The organism is Arthrobacter sp. Leaf337, from assembly GCF_001423745.1.
Classification (GTDB): Bacteria; Actinomycetota; Actinomycetes; order Actinomycetales; family Micrococcaceae; genus Arthrobacter.
The window spans coordinates 221,899-239,448 of the sequence record NZ_LMPC01000029.1 but is presented as its reverse complement, the minus strand read 5'-3'; the positions used below and the strand labels follow the sequence as shown (position 1 = coordinate 239,448).

General features: G+C 64.9%; 17 protein-coding genes. 12 read left to right on the top strand and 5 right to left on the bottom strand.

Going from position 1 to position 17,550, the window contains the following annotated elements; translation table 11 throughout:
• Positions 1 to 90: 90 nt before the first annotated feature.
• From ASF98_RS20765 to ASF98_RS20745, 5 genes are all read left to right on the top strand, one after another.
• Positions 91 to 2,145 (top strand): bifunctional polysaccharide deacetylase/glycosyltransferase family 2 protein, encoded by a 2,055-nt coding sequence (locus ASF98_RS20765; RefSeq protein WP_235506102.1) that lies wholly within the window; start codon positions 91 to 93, stop codon positions 2,143 to 2,145.
• A gap of 64 nt (positions 2,146 to 2,209) precedes the next feature.
• The gene (locus tag ASF98_RS20760) at positions 2,210 to 2,413 is read left to right on the top strand and encodes a hypothetical protein (protein ID WP_055806157.1); all 204 of its coding nucleotides are present in this window, start codon (positions 2,210 to 2,212) and stop codon (positions 2,411 to 2,413) included.
• 154 nt (positions 2,414 to 2,567) lie between these two features.
• On the top strand, positions 2,568 to 2,972 hold the full coding sequence (locus ASF98_RS20755; protein WP_442854054.1) for a GNAT family N-acetyltransferase: 405 nt from the start codon (positions 2,568 to 2,570) through the stop codon (positions 2,970 to 2,972).
• A gap of 58 nt (positions 2,973 to 3,030) precedes the next feature.
• Positions 3,031 to 3,969 (top strand): 5'-3' exonuclease, encoded by a 939-nt coding sequence (locus ASF98_RS20750; protein WP_055806151.1) that lies wholly within the window; start codon positions 3,031 to 3,033, stop codon positions 3,967 to 3,969.
• Positions 3,970 to 3,984: 15 nt separating this feature from the next.
• A complete protein-coding gene (locus ASF98_RS20745; protein ID WP_235506100.1) occupies positions 3,985 to 4,203 on the top strand; it encodes a RidA family protein in 219 nt (72 codons plus the stop codon).
• A gap of 103 nt (positions 4,204 to 4,306) precedes the next feature.
• Here the strand turns inward: ASF98_RS20745 and ASF98_RS20740 are convergent, their stop codons facing one another.
• Both ASF98_RS20740 and ASF98_RS20735 read right to left on the bottom strand, forming a co-directional pair.
• Positions 4,307 to 5,329 (bottom strand): LacI family DNA-binding transcriptional regulator, encoded by a 1,023-nt coding sequence (locus ASF98_RS20740; RefSeq protein ID WP_200939417.1) that lies wholly within the window; start codon positions 5,327 to 5,329, stop codon positions 4,307 to 4,309.
• A 114-nt stretch (positions 5,330 to 5,443) separates the two neighbouring features.
• Positions 5,444 to 6,904, bottom strand: coding sequence for a sugar porter family MFS transporter (locus tag ASF98_RS20735; RefSeq protein WP_055806147.1), 1,461 nt, complete (start codon positions 6,902 to 6,904; stop codon positions 5,444 to 5,446).
• A 268-nt stretch (positions 6,905 to 7,172) separates the two neighbouring features.
• On the opposite strand from ASF98_RS20735, the gene ASF98_RS20730 reads away from it, so the two are divergent.
• The 6 genes from ASF98_RS20730 (at position 7,173) to ASF98_RS20705 (ending at position 14,205) form a co-directional block, all read left to right on the top strand.
• On the top strand, positions 7,173 to 8,924 hold the full coding sequence (locus ASF98_RS20730; RefSeq protein WP_156372492.1) for a CHAT domain-containing tetratricopeptide repeat protein: 1,752 nt from the start codon (positions 7,173 to 7,175) through the stop codon (positions 8,922 to 8,924).
• A gap of 160 nt (positions 8,925 to 9,084) precedes the next feature.
• Positions 9,085 to 9,549, top strand: coding sequence for a GatB/YqeY domain-containing protein (locus ASF98_RS20725; RefSeq protein ID WP_055806140.1), 465 nt, complete (start codon positions 9,085 to 9,087; stop codon positions 9,547 to 9,549).
• 112 nt (positions 9,550 to 9,661) lie between these two features.
• Entirely contained in the window at positions 9,662 to 10,921 is a 1,260-nt protein-coding gene (locus ASF98_RS20720) for an MFS transporter (protein WP_156372504.1), read from the top strand.
• Positions 10,918 to 11,616 (top strand): VOC family protein, encoded by a 699-nt coding sequence (locus ASF98_RS20715; RefSeq protein WP_055806134.1) that lies wholly within the window; start codon positions 10,918 to 10,920, stop codon positions 11,614 to 11,616. The genes ASF98_RS20720 and ASF98_RS20715 overlap by 4 nt, the downstream gene beginning before the upstream one ends.
• Before the next feature lie 93 nt (positions 11,617 to 11,709).
• The gene (ggt, locus tag ASF98_RS20710; protein WP_055806131.1) at positions 11,710 to 13,551 is read left to right on the top strand and encodes a gamma-glutamyltransferase; all 1,842 of its coding nucleotides are present in this window, start codon (positions 11,710 to 11,712) and stop codon (positions 13,549 to 13,551) included.
• A gap of 273 nt (positions 13,552 to 13,824) precedes the next feature.
• Positions 13,825 to 14,205, top strand: coding sequence for a VOC family protein (locus tag ASF98_RS20705; protein WP_028269375.1), 381 nt, complete (start codon positions 13,825 to 13,827; stop codon positions 14,203 to 14,205).
• Between the two features lie 261 nt (positions 14,206 to 14,466).
• On the opposite strand, the gene ASF98_RS20700 is transcribed toward ASF98_RS20705, so the two are convergent.
• The 3 genes from ASF98_RS20700 to ASF98_RS20690 are packed head-to-tail and all read right to left on the bottom strand — an operon-like array spanning position 14,467 to position 16,493.
• Entirely contained in the window at positions 14,467 to 15,183 is a 717-nt protein-coding gene (locus tag ASF98_RS20700) for a flavodoxin (protein WP_082506980.1), read from the bottom strand.
• 12 nt (positions 15,184 to 15,195) lie between these two features.
• Positions 15,196 to 16,053, bottom strand: coding sequence for an aldo/keto reductase (locus tag ASF98_RS20695; RefSeq protein WP_055806123.1), 858 nt, complete (start codon positions 16,051 to 16,053; stop codon positions 15,196 to 15,198).
• Positions 16,050 to 16,493: a (R)-mandelonitrile lyase gene (locus ASF98_RS20690; protein ID WP_055806120.1), complete on the bottom strand. Its 444-nt coding sequence runs from the start codon at positions 16,491 to 16,493 to the stop codon at positions 16,050 to 16,052. The genes ASF98_RS20695 and ASF98_RS20690 overlap by 4 nt, the downstream gene beginning before the upstream one ends.
• Positions 16,494 to 16,624: 131 nt before the next feature.
• Here ASF98_RS20690 and ASF98_RS20685 point away from each other — a divergent pair, with 131 nt between their 5' ends.
• A complete protein-coding gene (locus ASF98_RS20685) occupies positions 16,625 to 17,509 on the top strand; it encodes a helix-turn-helix transcriptional regulator (protein WP_055806116.1) in 885 nt (294 codons plus the stop codon).
• Positions 17,510 to 17,550 lie beyond the last annotated feature (41 nt).

The following is a 17,550-nucleotide window of genomic DNA, read 5'->3' as shown; positions in this document are numbered from 1 at the left end:
TCCGCAGGTCCCGTCAGCGTAAGGTCTCACTGGTTCGTCCTTATCGCAGTCCTGTTTGCGTTGGGAGTCGCCCTCGCGGTACAGGGATACATGCACCACCTCGCCGGGATTGGCGATGACTCCGTTACATCGGGCACGTCCGCGGGAAGCGTGCCGGATACCGTCTCCGGTGGCGGCCCGGTGGTCGATTCCCGTGGCGGAGCGGTCCGCACCGTGAGTCCGCCGGACCATACGCTCGCGCTGACGTTCGATGACGGACCAGACCCCGTCTGGACACCGCAGATCCTCGACGTCCTGCGGAAGCACCACGTTCGAGCGACCTTCTTCGTGGTTGGCTCGGCGGCGATCGACAACCCCGACCTCATGCGCCGCATCATTGCCGACGGTCACGAGATTGGTGTCCACACGCTCACCCACACAGACCTCGGCACTGCTCCGTCGTGGCGGCGCGACCTCGAAGTCCAGGGTGCCCAGGAAGCCATCGCCGGCATCACCGGCCATGCGACCTCGCTTCTGCGTCCGCCGTACAGCTCCGGGAACGATGCGATCAACGACAGTACCTGGTCAGCAATGCGAACGGCGGCGGACGAGGGCTACATCACGGTGCTGAGCACCGTCGACAGCGAGGATTGGCGGCGGCCGGGCGCCCCGGCCATCGAACGGAATCTTGCCCTGTCCGGCCCGCAGGGGCAGGTGCTGCTGATGCACGACGGCGGTGGTGACAGGGAACAGACCGTTGCCGCGCTCGATTCCGCGTTGTCGCGTTACGCCGGGCAGGGCTATCGCGTCACAAGCATCGGTGACGCCATCGGTATTGACAGCATGCGGGAGGCCTCCGCCCCGGAGCGGATGACAGGAACGGCCTTCGTGCGGGGCATCCAGCTGAGCGACTTTGTCGTCACCGCCATATCGTGGGGGCTGGTCGCGGCAGGCATCGTGACACTTGTCCGCGCTTTCCTCGTGGTCGGGTTCGCGGCCCGCCACAGCCGGGCTGCACGGCGTCTGCAGACGGTCAGCCGGGGCAGGCGACGGATGGACGTGCCGGTCAGGCCGGAGATCACGGAGCCGGTCAGTGTGATCGTCCCCGCTTACAACGAGGCCGTCGGCATCGAAGCCGCGGTCCGGTCCATCGTCGCCTCGACCCATCCCGTTGAGGTCATCGTGGTCGACGACGGCTCAACCGATGGGACCGCGGGCATCGTGGAAGCTCTTGGCCTGCCGGGAGTCACCGTCATCCGGAAGGAGAACGGGGGCAAGCCGTCCGCCCTCAATGCCGGGCTTGACGCCGCCAGCCACGAACTTGTGGTGATGGTCGACGGCGACACCGTCTTCGAGCCGGACACGGTTCGTGCCCTTATCCAGCCTTTCGCCGACCCGCGCGTGGGGGCAATTTCGGGTAACACCAAAGTGGCCAACCGCGGCGGCATCCTCGGCGCGTGGCAGCACATCGAGTACGTCGTCGGCTTCAATCTTGACCGCCGGCTGTTCGACGTCGCGGAGTGCATGCCAACTGTCCCCGGGGCCATCGGTGCCTTCCGCCGGGACGCCCTCCTGCGGGTCGGCGGAGTCAGCGACGACACGCTCGCCGAAGACACGGATCTCACCATGTCGCTGTGCCGCGACGGCTGGCGCGTCGTGTACCAGGATGACGCGCGGGCCTGGACCGAGGCCCCCGCTACCCTTGGCGCCTTGTGGCGCCAGCGGTACCGCTGGTGCTACGGCACGTTGCAGGCAATGTGGAAGCACCGCGGCGCGGTGGTGCAGCGGGGAGCGGCCGGCAAGCTCGGCCGGCGCGGACTCGGCTACCTGCTTGTCCTCCAGGTATTGCTTCCCCTGTTCGCTCCTGTGGTCGATGTCTTTGCCGTCTACGGACTGATCTTCCTCGATCCGCTCCGGATCGCGGCACTCTGGATCATCTTCCTTGTCGTTCAGTTGCTCATGGCCACCTACGCGTTCCGGCTCGACAAGGAACGGCTCGGGCCGCTGTGGACGCTTCCACTCCAGCAGTTCGTCTATCGGCAGCTGATGTATCTCGTGGTCATCCAGTCCGTGGTCACGGCGCTGGCGGGTGTGCACCTGGGCTGGCATCGAATGGAGAGGTACGGCAGCCTGCGTGTCCCGCCCGCCGCTGAGGGTCAATCGTAGCCGGAGCCGGACTTGGAGACCGGCCTAGGGAGTAGGGTGTGCCTTAGTCGACGAAGGAGTCAGCATGAGCTACAAATATCGAACCGTCCGGGTTCGCGGCACCGAACTGGTTGGAACAATTGCCCGGAAGCATGGCGGTGCGCCGGAAATTTACGAAACATCCAAGGATGCGAGCACGTCTGTGGTTCCGGTGTTCTTTGAGGCAACAGGCGAGATCCGGTTTTTCGACAGAACAGTGCTGGAGGACGTCGCGGCGCCCGCCCACTAGCACGCACGGCTGGCACCCCGAGCCGTCGGGCGGATAAACCAGGGTGGACACCGGCCGGTTCGCCGAGCATGATGAAGCCGTGACTGCTGATGACCCGGCCAACCTTCAATCGCCCCGCCGGGCGACTCCGGCCGACGCCGCAACCGTTGCCCGGATGCTCCACGATTTCAACACCGAGTTCGACACGCCCAGCCCCGGCATCGACGTCTTGACGTCGCGGGTGGCCGAACTGTTGGCGGGGGAGGACGTAGTAGTGCTGCTCGTCGGCAAACCGCCAGGCGGACTTGCGGTGCTGAGCTTCCGCTCCAATGTCTGGTACCCGGGTCCGGTGGCCATCCTGGACGAACTGTACGTCCGTCCGGGCCTGCGGGGCCGTCGGCTGGGCAGCGCACTGCTCGCCTCCTCGTGCGAGCTGGTACGGGGCCGGGGCGGCGCATTGCTTGAAATCAACGTCGACGGCGAGGACACGGACGCGCGCCGGTTCTATGAGGCTCGCGGGTTCGCCAACACCGAACCCGGCGGCACAGAGCCGATGCTTTACTACTACCGGGAGCTCTGAAAGGCGGCCTGTACGCCAACCGGATTCTCAACGGAGCGTTTCCGTGTGAGGATCAGGTATGCCCCACCGCCTGATGCTGCTGGACACTGCCTCCCTGTACTTCCGCGCGTTCTACGGTGTGCCGGACACGATACGCCGCGCCGACGGCACGCCGGTGAACGCGGTTCGCGGTTTGCTGGACATGATCGCCCGGCTCACCACCGACTTCGAAGCGACGCATCTCATTGCGTGCTGGGACGATGATTGGCGGCCGCAGTGGCGTGTCGACCTCATTCCCAGCTACAAGTCGCATCGGGTGGCAGAGGTGGTGGCGGGCGGTCCCGACATCGAAGTGGTGCCTGACGCGCTGGAGGCGCAGATCCCGATGATCCGGCGGGTGCTGGAGCTGGCCGGTGTCGCCGTCGTGGGGGCTGCTGAACATGAGGCCGACGACGTCGTCGGCACCTACGCCAGCCATGCCGGCTTGCCGGTGGACGTGGTCACGGGCGACCGCGATCTCTTCCAGGTCGTCGATGACGACCGCAACGTGCGCGTGATCTACACCGCGCGCGGCATGAAGAACCTCGAAGTCGTCACCGACGCGGTCATCGTCGGCAAGTACCGCGTGCTGCCCGAGCAGTACGCGGACTACGCAATCCTCCGGGGTGACAGCTCCGACGGGCTGCCCGGCGTGGCCGGAATCGGTGAGAAGACCGCCGCGTCCCTGCTCGGGGAGTACGGCACGCTCGAACTGCTGCTCGAGGCGGCGACGGGTGCGGAAAGCGGGCTGTCCGCGTCCGTAAGGGCCAAGCTCGCAGCGGCGACGGACTATCTCAAGGTCGCACCCGCCGTCGTGAACGTGGTGCGCGACCTTGGGCTGCCGACCCTCGACGAGGCGGGCGCCCGGTTGCACCCCGTTGTAGGCGATCCGCGGGCAGAGCTTGAGGGCCTGGCCACCGAATGGAACCTCGGAGGTTCGGTCAGGCGGCTCCTCGAAGCGCTCGACCAGAGTCATTGAGGGGAAAGATCCATCGTGGTTAAGAACCTTGCCGCCGTCCTGGCCGGGCACGGTCTGGACTTCTCCCACGTCGTGAAGACAACCGTGCATCTGCACCACCCCGGCCGGGATTTTCCCGGGTTCAACGCCGCCTACGAAGCGTTTGTCGAAACCCCCTACCCGGCACGAACCACTGTCGGCTCGTTCCTGGGTGACTTTCTGGTTGAAATCGACACCGTTGCTGCCATTCCCTAGCCAATGCACGGACGTCGCCGGGGAATGAAACCTGGCCCAGGGCTTCGCCGGACGCGCAACCACGCGGCAGGCGGAGCCCTGCCGGTATGTCCGGTGTAACGCGTCAGGACTTCGGGGCGGGCGCGGTGCTGTTCCGCACTACCAGGCGCGGGGTCAGTACTTCGGTGCGCTGGGGCAGGGCCGGGTCTGCCATGCGCTCGAGGAGCAGACGGGCGGCGCGGATGCCGACCTCCCGGCTTACAGGGTCCACGCTGGTCAGCGAAAGATGCCGGATTCCGGCCAGGTAGGTGTTGTCATAGCCGACGAGTGACAGCTGGGAGGGGACGTTGATGCCGTGGTTGTCGGCGGCAGAGAGAGCCCCGACGGCGAGGACGTCGTTGGTGGCCAGGACTGCCGTGGGGGGCCGCCCGCTGTCAATCAGGCTGTTCATTGCCTCGAAGCCGGAATGTTCGCTGAGGTCTGTCTGCACCAAGCGGATATGGTCCTGCAGGCCGTGGCGGGCCATCGTGTCCCGGTAGGAGCCCGCCCGCAACGCGGCTGATCCGGTCGGGGCCGTGAGGTAGGCGATGTCGCGGTGGCCGAGGCCGATCAGGTGTTCGACGGCGGAACATGCTCCGGCGACGTCGTCGTTGGTGACGACGTCCGCAGAGGGAAGCTCGAAGGTGCGGGCGCCGACCACGACGGTCGGTGTGTGCGCAGTGGCCCGCAGCAGATCGTCATCCGGCTGGACGTCGCCGGCAATGACGAGCCCGTCCACGCGGAGCTCCATGAACGCTGAAACCGGGCTCTCCCCGGGCCGGGCCAGGTACGTGGGGTCGCTGAGGACCATCCGCAGGTTCTGTTCCCCGAGCACGCTCTGCAGGCCGTCGAGCAGTTCCACGAACCAGGGATTCGCCAGGTCGTCCAGCAGCACCCCGACAATCCGGGTGCGCCCGCTGGCGAGCCAGCGGGCGGCGTTGCTTGGCCGGTAATCGAGCTCGGCGATTGCTTCGGCAACCGCCTGCCGCTTTTCCGGGCTGACTTTGGGGGAGTCCCGCAGCACCAGCGAGACAAGGGCGCGGGAGACGCCTGCCACCCGCGCGACGTCGTAAATTGTGGGGCGTTTGGCCACTTCCTGGTGCTTCAATTCACTCCCCGACGATCGGCCGCATTCTGCAGGTAAGCGTATCGCGGCCGGGGCGGCAGCCTGCCGCCCCGGCCGCGTCGCCACACTGGCCTGGCTAGGGAAACAGACGAACCATTACTGGGCTCCGGCCTTCGCGCCGGACGCTTCCGCCGGCGTGATGACGGGAAGGCTGCCGGTGCGGAAGTGCACCTCCAGTTCTTCCAGCGACTGGCCCATGGTCTCGGGAACGCACTTGGACACGAACACCAGGGATGCGACGTTCACCAGGACAAAGACCGCGAAGGTTCCCGTGGAGCCCAATGCCACAACGAGGATCGGGAACAGGAAGGAGATGCCGGCATTGACAGTCCAGAGGGCAAAGACGGCGATACCCATGGCAAAGCCGCGGATGGCCATCGGGAAGATTTCCGAAAGGAGGAGCCAGACGCAGGTGCCGATGAAACACTGCACGAACGCGACGAACAGCATCATGGCGGCCAGGATGGTGTAGCTGACGAAATCCGACTGCGGCAGCATGAAGACGACGGCGAGGATCGCCTGGGAGGCGACGACGCCGGAGAAGCCGATGGCCAGCATGCGGCGCCTGCCGATGAAGCCGAGCAGGTAGATGCCAAGTACGGTCATCAGCACCGAGGTCACGCCCACCGCCACGGTGGCTACCAGTGATGCGCTGACGCCCAGTCCGCTGCGTTCCAGGATGGTGGGCGCGTAGTAGTTGACCGTGTTGATGCCGGTTGCCTGCTGAACCACGGCCAGGCCGATGCCGATCCACAGCAGCTTGCGCATCCACGGATTGTTCTTCAAATCACGCCAAGCGTGCGAGCGCTCAGTCTTGGCAGTGGTGGCCGATTCGACAATTTCCTTGTATTCGAAATCGGCTTCCTCGGGGCTGCGGCTAAGGTCTAGGATGCGACGGCTGTCCGCAAACCGTTCCCGGATGGCGAACCAGCGGGGCGACTCAGGCAGGATGAGCATCCCGATCAGCAGGGCGATCGCGGGGATGGATGCCACTCCAAGCATGAGGCGCCAGACCTCAGGATCGTGGATCAGCGTGTCAAGAAGGGCGTTGATGGCGAAGGCAAGCATCTGGCCGGTCACGATCATCAGTTCGTTGATCGTCACCATGCGGCCGCGCAGGTGTGCCGGCGCCATTTCTGCCAGGTAAAGGGGGCAGGTGACGGCTGCGGCTCCAACGCCGAGGCCCAGGATCACTCGGGCCACCACCATGAAGCCGACGTTCGGTGCAATCGCACAGCCCAGGGCACCGACCAGGAAGAGCAGCGCGCAAATGAGGAGCGTGCCGCGGCGGCCGAGCGTATCGGCCAGCCGGCCGCCGCTCAGCGCGCCGACCGCCGCGCCCGGGAACAGCAGGGCGCTGACCACGGTGGCTTCTTCGACCGGGCTCATGCTCAGTGAATCCTGCATGTAGAGCAGTGCGCCGGAGATCACGCCGGTGTCGTAGCCGAACAGAAGGCCGCCGAGAGTGGAGAGGACAGTAAGGCGGGTCAGATACCCGCGATGTTTGGAGCCGGGTTTGTTTCCCGGTGCGGTGGGGTGTGCTGCGTGCAACGACATTGTTGACTTCCTCGAATCGTTTGGCCCGTCCAACTGGACCGTCGGTGGGGTCCCGGCGAGTGCGCCAGGTCACGTGCTGCCACCAACGTTAGAGCGCTCTAACGGAAGAGTCAAGAGTTTGTACTGACATGAGGTCAAACTCCTGGGCCCTTTAGATACTTAACGGTCTTGTGGTCCATCGTTTCGTGGGCCAGTCTTATGAGACATCAGGATTTCCATGGAGGCCCTGATAGGGGAAAAGTTCGCATGTGCGCATTAGAAGGTCGCTGTGGACGGAGACATTGAGCTGGAAATCACCTCAGGGGCCCGGAGAGGCAACTACTCCGTCCGAGTTGTCCACGCGCCTTCGGGAGGTGAAACGTCCTCAAAAATTCGGCTGGATGTCGATGCTATCCTTGCTCGCATTTCTGATCTGGAAGCCACCGTCCTGGCGTCGGCGGTCTCTGCTCGACGCACAATACCTATTTCGGAACAACCCCTGCATGACGTGGGCGAGAAGATGTTCAACGCCCTATTTACGGGTGCCGTAAAGGGAACGTATCGGGCAAGTCTGGGTGCAGCCCAGAATAGTGGCCACCCGCTGCGTGTGGTACTCAGGCTAGGGGCCCCGGAGTTGGTGGCACTGCCGTGGGAGATGCTCTATGACCGTGAAACCGAATCCTATCTCTGCCATGAGTTGCCCTTGCTCCGGCGCGTCCCCGCGGCTGATTACAGCTATCGTCCACTTGCCGTTGAGCCGCCACTGCGGATCCTCGGCGTTGTCCCGGCGGTCCGTGACTTACCGGCACTCGACACTGAGGCAGAGAAGGCAAATCTCTCGACGGCGCTTGCCGAGCCGATTGCAGCCGGGCTAATCGAGCTCCGCTGGGTGCCCAATGCGACCTGGGATGGGATCCAATCCGCGTTGCTGGACGGGCCGTGGCATGTTGTGCACTTTATTGGGCACGGCGACTATGACGTGGTCAGGCAGGAGGGCCTTCTTGCGCTGGAATCTGCCACAGGGCGTTCATCCATGGTCGAATCGTCACGTCTTTTGCAGCTACTGAGGGAAGCGGAGCCCACACCGCGCTTGGTGGTACTTAACTCCTGTTCCTCCGGGGAATCGGGAAAGGAAGATCTTTTCTCCGGCACCGCCGCGGCTTTGGTCCGCGGAGGAATCAGTGCCGTGGCAGCCATGCAGTTCACTGTTACTGATAGCGCCGCAATCGCCTTCTCGCGAGGCTTCTATGGTGCCCTTGCTCACGGCCGGGACATCGATAGGGCCGCCAATAGCGGACGCAGATCGATAATGGGGCTCGGAACTTTTGAATGGGTAACCCCCGTACTGTATGTACGCGGTGATGCCACACGGCTATTCAACCTCGGCGGGGCGACCTCCGGCGCGGGGCCCATCCCGCCGGCTCCGAAGAGTCCTCCGATCGGCCACGAGAGGGAAGAGCCACGGAAACTGGCCTTGTACGAGCGAGCGCTCTCGTCGCTCGGCGAGAAGCATTATCCAACAGCCATCAGCCTCCTAGGTGAAGTGCTGGCGCTCGATGCGGAATTCCGCGACGCAGCTGCGCTTCTGGCCGGCGCCCGACAAAGCCAGGAGTTCGTCGACATCTACTACGCTGCCCGTCAAGCCCAGAATGTCGGTGAATGGGGAGCTGCAGCGCAGGGATTCAAACGCATACAGGACGACCCGGACTTCCAGGACGCTGGTCCCCGCCGTGAATCATGTGAACGACGACAACGACTTGCGGATCTGGGCAAGATGATGTGGCAGCGGGCCGAGATGGGTGACTGGCGCTCAGTCCTTGCCCTTCACCGGGATTTGTTGGCCCTGGATCCATCAGCCACGGATCCAAGTGGACTTGTTAGTCGTGCCCACAAAGAGATCATTTATGCGATGGCGCGCAAGGCTGAAAGATCGGGACGGCTGACGGAGGCAGTCGGAGGATACAAAGAGGTCGTTCGAATAGATCCGGGATTTCGTGACGCCATGTCCAGGCTTAGACGGTATCGGCCATTTGCTGAATAATCACGTCGCGCGAAGCCAAGTCAGCGAGCCGCAACTCGAGGAAGCAGCGGCACGTCTGGTCCGTGCCCTGGGGAAGCAGGTGAAGTAGGGCACCGCAGAACGCAGCGAAGGTGGCGGCGAGCGGGGACAATGGAGGCAAAGCCAACGAAACGAGAACACCATGAGCACGCTCAAAGAACGCCTCCACGGCGACGTTGTGATCCACATGAAAGACCGGAACAAGGTAGCGCTGACCACGGTGCGCAACGTCCTCGGCGAGATCGAGACACGCGAGAAGTCGGGAAAGACCCCGATCGAACTGGACGATGCCCAGGTCACCGGGCTGCTCCAGAAAGAAGCCGCCAAACGCCGCGACACCGCGAAGATCTACACGGAAGCCGGCGAGGCTGAGCGCGCTGCCGCGGAAATCGCCGAGGCCAAGATCATTGAGGCGTACCTGCCTCAAGCCCTGACCCGTGACGAGGTCGAAGCGATTGTGGACGAAGCAATCGCAGCGCTGAAGGCTGACGGCCAGGAACCGGCCATGCGGCAGATGGGCGCTGTGATGAAGCCGGTCACCGCCAAGGTTGCGGGGCGGTTTGACGGCAAGACCGTCAGCGAGATCGTCCGGAGCCGCCTCGCCTGATGCCGTAGCGGAGCGTGCCGGGGATCCGCCCGCATCTGCACTGGTGCGCGCAGTCTAACCGGACGAGAATGGGCTCGTGCTCCTACCTCGCCCTAGCGGGGACGTCAACGCGATGAGCGCCGGCGCCCAAAAGATTCAGCGCATCTACCTGACGTTGACGCTGGGCAATACTGTTGCTGCGTCGTTTATCTGGGGCATCAACACGCTCTTCCTGCTGGATGCCGGGCTCAGCAACCTCGAGGCCTTTGCCGCCAATGCCTTCTTCACGGTGGGCATGGTGCTGTTCGAGGTGCCCACCGGAGTGGTTGCGGACAGTTGGGGGCGCCGCGTCTCATTCCTCCTCGGCACGGTGACCCTCGCCGTCTCCACCTACTTCTACTATCTGCTCTGGCAGCTGTCGGCTCCTTTCTGGTGGTGGGCTCTAGTGTCGGTCTTGCTCGGCCTGGGTTTCACCTTCTTCTCGGGGGCCGTGGAGGCCTGGCTCGTCGACGCCTTGCGCTTCGAGGGCTACGAAGGAGGCATGGAAGCGGTGCTGGGACGCGGGGTGATGGTTTCCGGGGTCGCGATGCTCGTCGGCTCGGTGGCCGGAGGCGTGATCGCCCAGGTCACCAACCTCGGCGTCCCGTTCCTGATCCGTGTGGGCGTGCTGTTGGCCATGTTCCTGGTGGCGTTCCGCCTGATGCACGACGTCGGGTTCACGCCCGAGCGCTCGGCCCGCCCGCTGCGGGCGGTCCGCACCGTACTCGCGGCCTCCATCGAGAACGGTTTGCAGAACCCGCCCGTGCGCTACGTGATGTTGGCCGGGCCGTTCAGTGCCGGCGTCGGGATCTATGTGTTCTATGCACTGCAGCCCTACCTGCTGGAGCTCTTCGGGGACCCGCGCGCCTACTCCGTGGCGGGGCTCGCGGCGGCAGTTGTGGCCGGGGCCGAAGTGCTTGGCGGCTGGCTGGCGCCCCGGATCCGGCGCCTTGTCCGCAAGCGCACCACCGTGCTGATCATCAGCGTCGGACTGGCCGCCGTGATTTTGGTGGTGCTCGGGTTCACCAGGGTGTTCTGGGCGGCGCTGGCTCTGCTGACCCTCTGGGCAGTAGTGGACGCCGCGGGCGTCCCCGTGCGGCAGGCCTACCTGAACGACATGATCGCCTCGAAGCAGCGGGCAACGGTGCTTAGTTTCGATTCACTCATTGGTTCAAGCGGCGGCGTGGTGGTCCAGCCGCTGCTCGGCCGGGCGGCCGATGCCTATGGATACGCGGCCTCGCTGGCAATCGGCGGCGTGATCCAGCTGATTGCAGTGCCGTTCCTGATAGCGAGCCGCCGGCAGGGATCGCCTGCCGATTCAGCCAACGCCCCCAGCGGTAAAGCTGAGTTGTGAACGCCCGCATCGACCACCTGGTCATCGCCGCAGATTCGCTGGAACAAGGTGCGGCGTGGTGCGCAGCCACGTTCGGCGTCCGGCCCGCGGGCGGCGGCAAGCACGCGTTTATGGGCACGCACAACCAAGTGATGGCCATCAGCAGCGAGAGCTTCCCCGACTGCTACCTCGAGGTCATCGCGATCGATCCCGATGCTCCGGCGCCGGGGAGGGCGCGCTGGTTCGGGCTCGACCACCCCGCACTGCGCGACGCCCTCCGCGACTCACCCCGGCTGGTGCACGCCGTGGCTCGAACACAGAAGATCGAGACGCTATGCCGGGAGCTCGACAGCCTGGCCCTCAACCCGGGCGAGCTGCTCGCAGCACAGCGGGAGACGCCCTATGGATTGTTGAAGTGGCGCATCACGGTCCGCCAGGACGGTCGCCTGGAATGCTCCGGTGCACTGCCCAGTTTGATCCACTGGCAAGGGGAACACCCGTGCGCCCACCTGCCACCAACGGATCTCTCCCTGCGGCAGCTGGCGCTGCGCGGCATCCCGCGGCAGGCGGTCGACGTGCTCCAGCTTCCGGCCGTTGACACTGACCCGATTGACGGGAACGTCCCGCTGGACGCCGTGCAGCAGGCGCCGCTCACCGCGACGCTGGAATCGCCCCGTGGCCGTGTGGTCCTCGACGCGTGGCACATCGGGGGCTGAACGCCGCGCAATCCATTCAGTGTTGAGTGTCACTCCGGGCGGGAGTAACGTGACGATCACCCCACTCCGCACCACCCTGACTCGGGAGTCATCATGCCTAAGGTGAGACGTCGAATTGCCGCCCTCACGGCGGCCCTGGCCATGAGCGTGACGGGCGGCGCCGTCATGAACCCTGCGTTCGCTGATCCGCGGGAAATTAAGAAGGAGCCCACCGCCACCGGCTACGGCGGCGCGGTCAGCACCGTTGACCCGGACGCCTCCGCGGCGGCAATCGAGGTCCTCAGCAAGGGCGGCAATGCCGCGGATGCCGCCGTCGCCGCGGCCGCGACGCTGGGCGTGACCGAGCCCTACAGTGCAGGAATCGGCGGGGGCGGCTACTTCGTCTTCTACGACGCGAAGACCGGTGAAGTAGGCACCATCGACGGCCGGGAAACCGCACCTGCGAAGATGCCCAACGACGCGTTCATCGACCCCGCGACCGGCAAGCCCTACCCCTTCACCCCCGAGCTCGTCACCAGCGGCGTCTCCGTCGGAGTCCCCGGCACGCCCGCCACCTGGGAGCGCGCCCTCGAACGCTGGGGCACCCTGGACCTTGGCGAGGCCCTCGAGCCGGCCATCGACGTCGCCACCCGCGGCTTCGTGGTGGACGAGACGTTCCGCCAGCAGACCCTCGACAACGAGAAGCGCTTTGCGGCGTTTACGTCCACGAGCAGCCTCTTCCTCCCCGGCGGCGACGCCCCCGCCGTCGGCAGTGTCTTCCAGAACCCGGACCTGGCCGCGACGTACGAGCTCCTTGCAGAGGAGGGCACGGATGGCTTCTACGAAGGCCCGGTGGCGGACGAGATCGTCGCTGCAGTGAAGGCACCCCCGAAGACCGCCACCACGACGCTGCCCGTCCCGGTCGGCCACATGACGACGAAGGACCTGGCCGCCTACGAAGCCCTGGACCAGGATCCTACGCACGTGGAGTACCGGGGCCTGGACGTGTACGGCATGGCGCCCTCGAGCAGCGGTGGCACCACCGTGGGCGAGGCGTTGAACATCCTGGAGCCCTTCAACCTTGCGGAGCCGGGCAACGCCAACGGCAAGAATACGGCTGCCCTGCACCACTACCTTGAGGCAAGTGCCCTCGCCTTTGCCGACCGGGCCAAGTACGTGGGCGACCCCGCCTTTGTGGACGTCCCCACCGACGAGCTCACGGACCCGGTGTTCGGCAAGGAGCGCTCGTGCCGGATCAACCCGGCGAAGGCGGCTTTGAAGCCCGTCGACCCGGGGGACATCTCCTCGTACGACGGCGCGTGCCCGGCCGCCGCTGCGGCGCCCGCCGCTGAGACGGATACGGAGAACATCTCCACGACCAACCTGACGGTCGCGGACCAGTGGGGCAACGTGGTGGAATACACCCTCACCATCGAGCAGACCGGGGGATCCGGCATCGTGGTGCCGGGGCGCGGGTTCCTGCTCAACAACGAGCTGACGGACTTCTCCACCGTGTATAAAGAGGACGATCCGAACCGCATCCAGCCGGGGAAGCGCCCCCGTTCCTCGATGTCTCCCACCATTATCCTGAAGGACGGAGATCCGTTCCTGGCGCTCGGTTCGCCCGGCGGATCGACCATCATCACCACCGTCCTGCAGACCATCCTGAACCGGGTGGACCTGGGAATGGACATCTCGAAGGCCATCGCGGCGCCGCGCGCTGCCCAGCGGAACACGGCGAAGGTCACTGCCGAGCCCGGTTTTATTGAGGCATACGGTGAGCAGCTAAAAGAGTTCGGCCACGAATTCACGCCATCCGGTGACGCCTTCACGTCGGCAGCGGAAATCGGTGCTGCGACTGCAATCGAGTTCAAGCCGAACGGGCGCATGGTGGCCGCCGCTGAACCGGTGAGGCGCGGCGGCGGCTCCGCGATGGTGGTCAAACCTTCCCGGTGAGTACGGCCGTTCCGGAGGCCGACGACGGGAGTGATGCCCGCCGTCGGCCTCCCTTTTCCTGGCTATATCCGTGAACGCGATCCGAGGCCATAATGGCGGTATGAACGCTGGGATGACCCAGGGCCGGCTGCCTATTTAGCCGCGACGCAGGCCTCCCGGCACCGTCCCGGAGCATTGAATACAGCCGGGAGCCGGCGGGAGCCGGCACAGCCGCCCCGCAGGCACCGCCTTCGGGGCGGGCATCTCGATCGCATCAAACTAGGAGAATTCGACATGCTCAAGGACAGTGAAGTCGCTGCGGTCCTCCCTGCCAAGGACATCGCCCGGGCACGTGACTTCTATCGGGACGTCGTGGGACTGGACGATCCGGAGGTCATGGACGCCGAAAATTTGATGTTCCGCTGCGGCAAGGGAACAGCTTTCCTGCTGTACCAATCCGACAACGCGGGCACCGCAAAGAACACCCAGCTGGGCTGGATGACGGACAACCTCGAAGCCGAGGTCGAAGAGCTGCGGGGCCGCGGAGCCACCTTCGAGGAGTACGACTTCCCGGGCCTGAAGACTGAGAACGGCATCGCTACCTTGCCGACAGGCAAGGGGGCCTGGTTCTTGGATACGGAGGGCAACATTCTCAACATCTTCCAGCGCACATAGTCGAACCTGTGGCCCCCGGCATCACACCCGGGGGCCGCCCGTGGTCTTTGAAGAGTCATCTGAAGCCGTTGACCATGGTTTTGGGCGGGAGGAAACTTTGTTTTGGGGGGTACCACTTCGAAGGGAGCCGCAAAATGTCGTGGCGTTTAGAGGGTACGTATTTCGAGAATTGCAGATGCTGCCGCTTCAGCTGAGCAGATTCGGGATGACCTGGGACAATGCCGGGAAGAATTCCTTCCCGGCCCCCTTCGCGTGGTCGGCCTAGGTGCCGGCCCCGGAGCTATCTGACCATGTAAGGAGGCCCGTGGCGTGTAGCCAGGACTCTATGTCAGCTGCTGCATCGCGCACTTCCTCGCCTTTCACCGCGAGGCCTTCAGCGATCGTCGCACCAGGGCAGGACTCCGCATAGTCACGGGCGGCGGTGCCGAGTCCGCTCATGGCATGGGTGGTGACGGGGAAAACAGTCTTGCCGGTGAAGTCGTAGCTTTCGGTGAACGTGGCCATGATCATCGGTGCCCTGACGTTCCAGATCCCGCTGGCCAGGATGACCGAGCCGTACTGGTCGATGGCGGGCAGGGGGTTGGCGATGGCGGGACGGGCGTCCCCATTTTGTTCGCGGACGTTCCGGGCCACGGTGGCGTCGTACCCGTCCGGGTAGGGCTCTGCCGCCTCGATGCGGTGCACGTCGCAGGGAACCAGCGCGCTGATCATGCCGGCGAGCACTTCGGTGTTGCCGACGTCGAGGTTGGTACGGCCTCCGTAGTAGTAGTTCTCGCCTGCCCGGGAGAAGTAAGCCAGCAGTATGCGCCGGCTGCTCTGTGGGGGACCGGCTGGCGCCGGAGAAGGCGTGGAGGCCACGGTGTTGTCTCTTCCTGGTGTGCAGCCTGCTGCTCCAGCAGTCAGCAGGGCACCGGTCAGGCCGGCGGCCGCCCCGCGAAGGGCGGACCGCCGGCTGATGCTCAACAGAGGGGTGGTCAAGGGTGTCCTGCGCTAGCTGTACCGGCGGCCGCCGAGCCAACTGACCATGGCGGGGTCCCGGTGGTCGAAGAAGAGGCTGGCGCCGGTATCCAGGGCGGTGATCCGGCTCATCTGCTCATCGGTAAGGGTGAAGCCGAAGACGTCGAAGTTCTGGGCCATGCGCTCCGGCCGGACGGATTTGGGGATGACGACGACGTCGCGTTGGATGAGCCAGCGCAGCACCACTTGCGCGACGGACTTGCCGTGGTCGGCGGCGACGGCGCTGAGGACAGGATCGGTGAAGAGGTTGTTCCTGCCTTCGGCGAACGGCCCCCAGGATTCGATCTGCACGCCGCGTTCGCGCATCAGCTCCTGATCGGCGGCCCGCTGGTGGAACGGGTGGGTTTCGATCTGGTTCACGGCCGGAACGATCTCGTTGTGGTCGATCAGGTCCACCAGCCGGTCGGAATGGAAATTTGAGACACCAATGGCCCGGGCCAGGCCTTCCTTGTTCAGGTCCTGCATGGCGCGCCATTCGCTGTAGTAGTCCCCAAAGGGCTGGTGGATCAGGTAGAGGTCCAAGTAATCCACGCCCAGCCGATGAAGCGAGTTATCAAAGGAGCGCTTGCTGTCGTCATAGACGCTGCCCGTAGGTGCGTGCTGGATCCAGAGTTTAGTAGTGATGAACAGTTCCTCGCGGGCGATGCCGCTGGCTTTGATGGCAGCTCCGACGGCTGCTTCGTTGCCGTAGGACGCGGCGGTGTCCAGGTGCCGGTATCCGGCGGCCAGGGCCGCTTCGACCGCGGCCTGGGTTTCCTCATCGGGGATCTGGAAGACACCAAAGCCCAGGATCGGCATTTCGACGCCGTTGTTGAGAGTGACACTTTTCACTGAGTTTCCTTAGCGTTGTTCGGTGGGGTTAGAGGGTGCGTATTGGAGTGGGCGGCGCGGTATTCGTGCTCGGTAACAGGTTCGAGCCACGTCGCGGTTTGTCCGGCTTCGTGTTCGACCAGGGCAAGGTGGCACATCAAGCTGTCCTGCGTCGCGCCGTGCCAGTGTTCCTCCCCGGCCGGGGTGTGCACGGTGTCTCCGGCACTCAGGAGGATGATCTCACCGTCACGGTTCGCCACCAGTCCCATGCCGTCGGTACAGTGCAAAGTCTGGCCGACGGGGTGCGAGTGCCAGTGTGTGCGGGCTCCGGGAGTAAACCGCACCATGGCCGATATCAGGCGTGAGGGCTGTTCGCCGGCGTGCAGCGAGTTGAGGTAGACGTCGCCGGTGAATTTTTCGGCCGGCCCCTTGGAAGTGGGCCCGGGAACTGCGAGTTGCACGGTGTGCTCCTTGGTGAGGCGTCAGGGTTCTTATTCAAGAAAACCAGCCCCTTTGCTGCCGTGGGAGTGTCTGCCGTGCGGTGTACTGGCAGTACCTGTTAGGGCGGCCCTTCGCGCCGTAGCGTAGAGCCATGGACAACACGAACGACGTCCGCGAGTTCCTCATGAGCCGGCGGTCGCACATCACCCCGGCCCAGGCGGGGCTGCCCGCGTACGGGGGAACCAGAAGGGTGGCCGGACTCAAGCGCGAGGAAGTGGCCATGCTCGCCGGAGTGAGTACGGAGTACTACGCCCGTCTCGAACGGGGAAACCTGCGGGGAGTGTCCGAGTCCGTTCTCGACTCCCTCTCCCGCGCCCTGCAACTCGACGAGGCCGAACGCGCTCACCTGTACGACCTGGCCAAAGGCGCCGCCCCGGCCCCGTCGTCCGGCGCCCGCAGGGCACGGACTGAAGTGCGTCCCAGCATCGAAAGGCTCCTGGCCGGGATGACCGGAACGCCCGCCTATGTCCGCAATGCCCGTATGGACGTGGTGGCCGCCAACAGCCTCTGCTTCGCCCTGTACTCGAACATCCTCAGCCCAACCACACTGCCAATGAACCTGGCACGGTTTATGTTCCTGGACCCGCGTTCCCGCGAGTTCTTCGTTGACTGGGAAACTCTCGCCGACGACTTCGCCGCGGCCATGCGCGCCGAATCCGGCCGCAGCCCGCGCGACCGGGCTCTTAACCACCTCATCGGGGACCTCGCCGCCGGCAGCACCGAGTTCTCCACGCGATGGGCCCGGCACAACGTCCGCTTCCACCGCACAGCCCGGAAAACCATGCACAACCCGCTGGTCGGCGACATCGAACTCACCGGCGACGCCCTCGAGCTCCCCGGCGAAGGGCTGACACTGATCGCTTACACCGCGGAGGCCGGCAGCCATGCCCAGGATCAACTGGACTTTCTCGCCAGCTGGAGCACCACCAACAGCAACACCAGTGAACCCTCGCCAGCCAAACCGCCGGCCGGATGATCAGAAACGGTAGCCTGACAGCAGTGACTGCACGCTGCCTA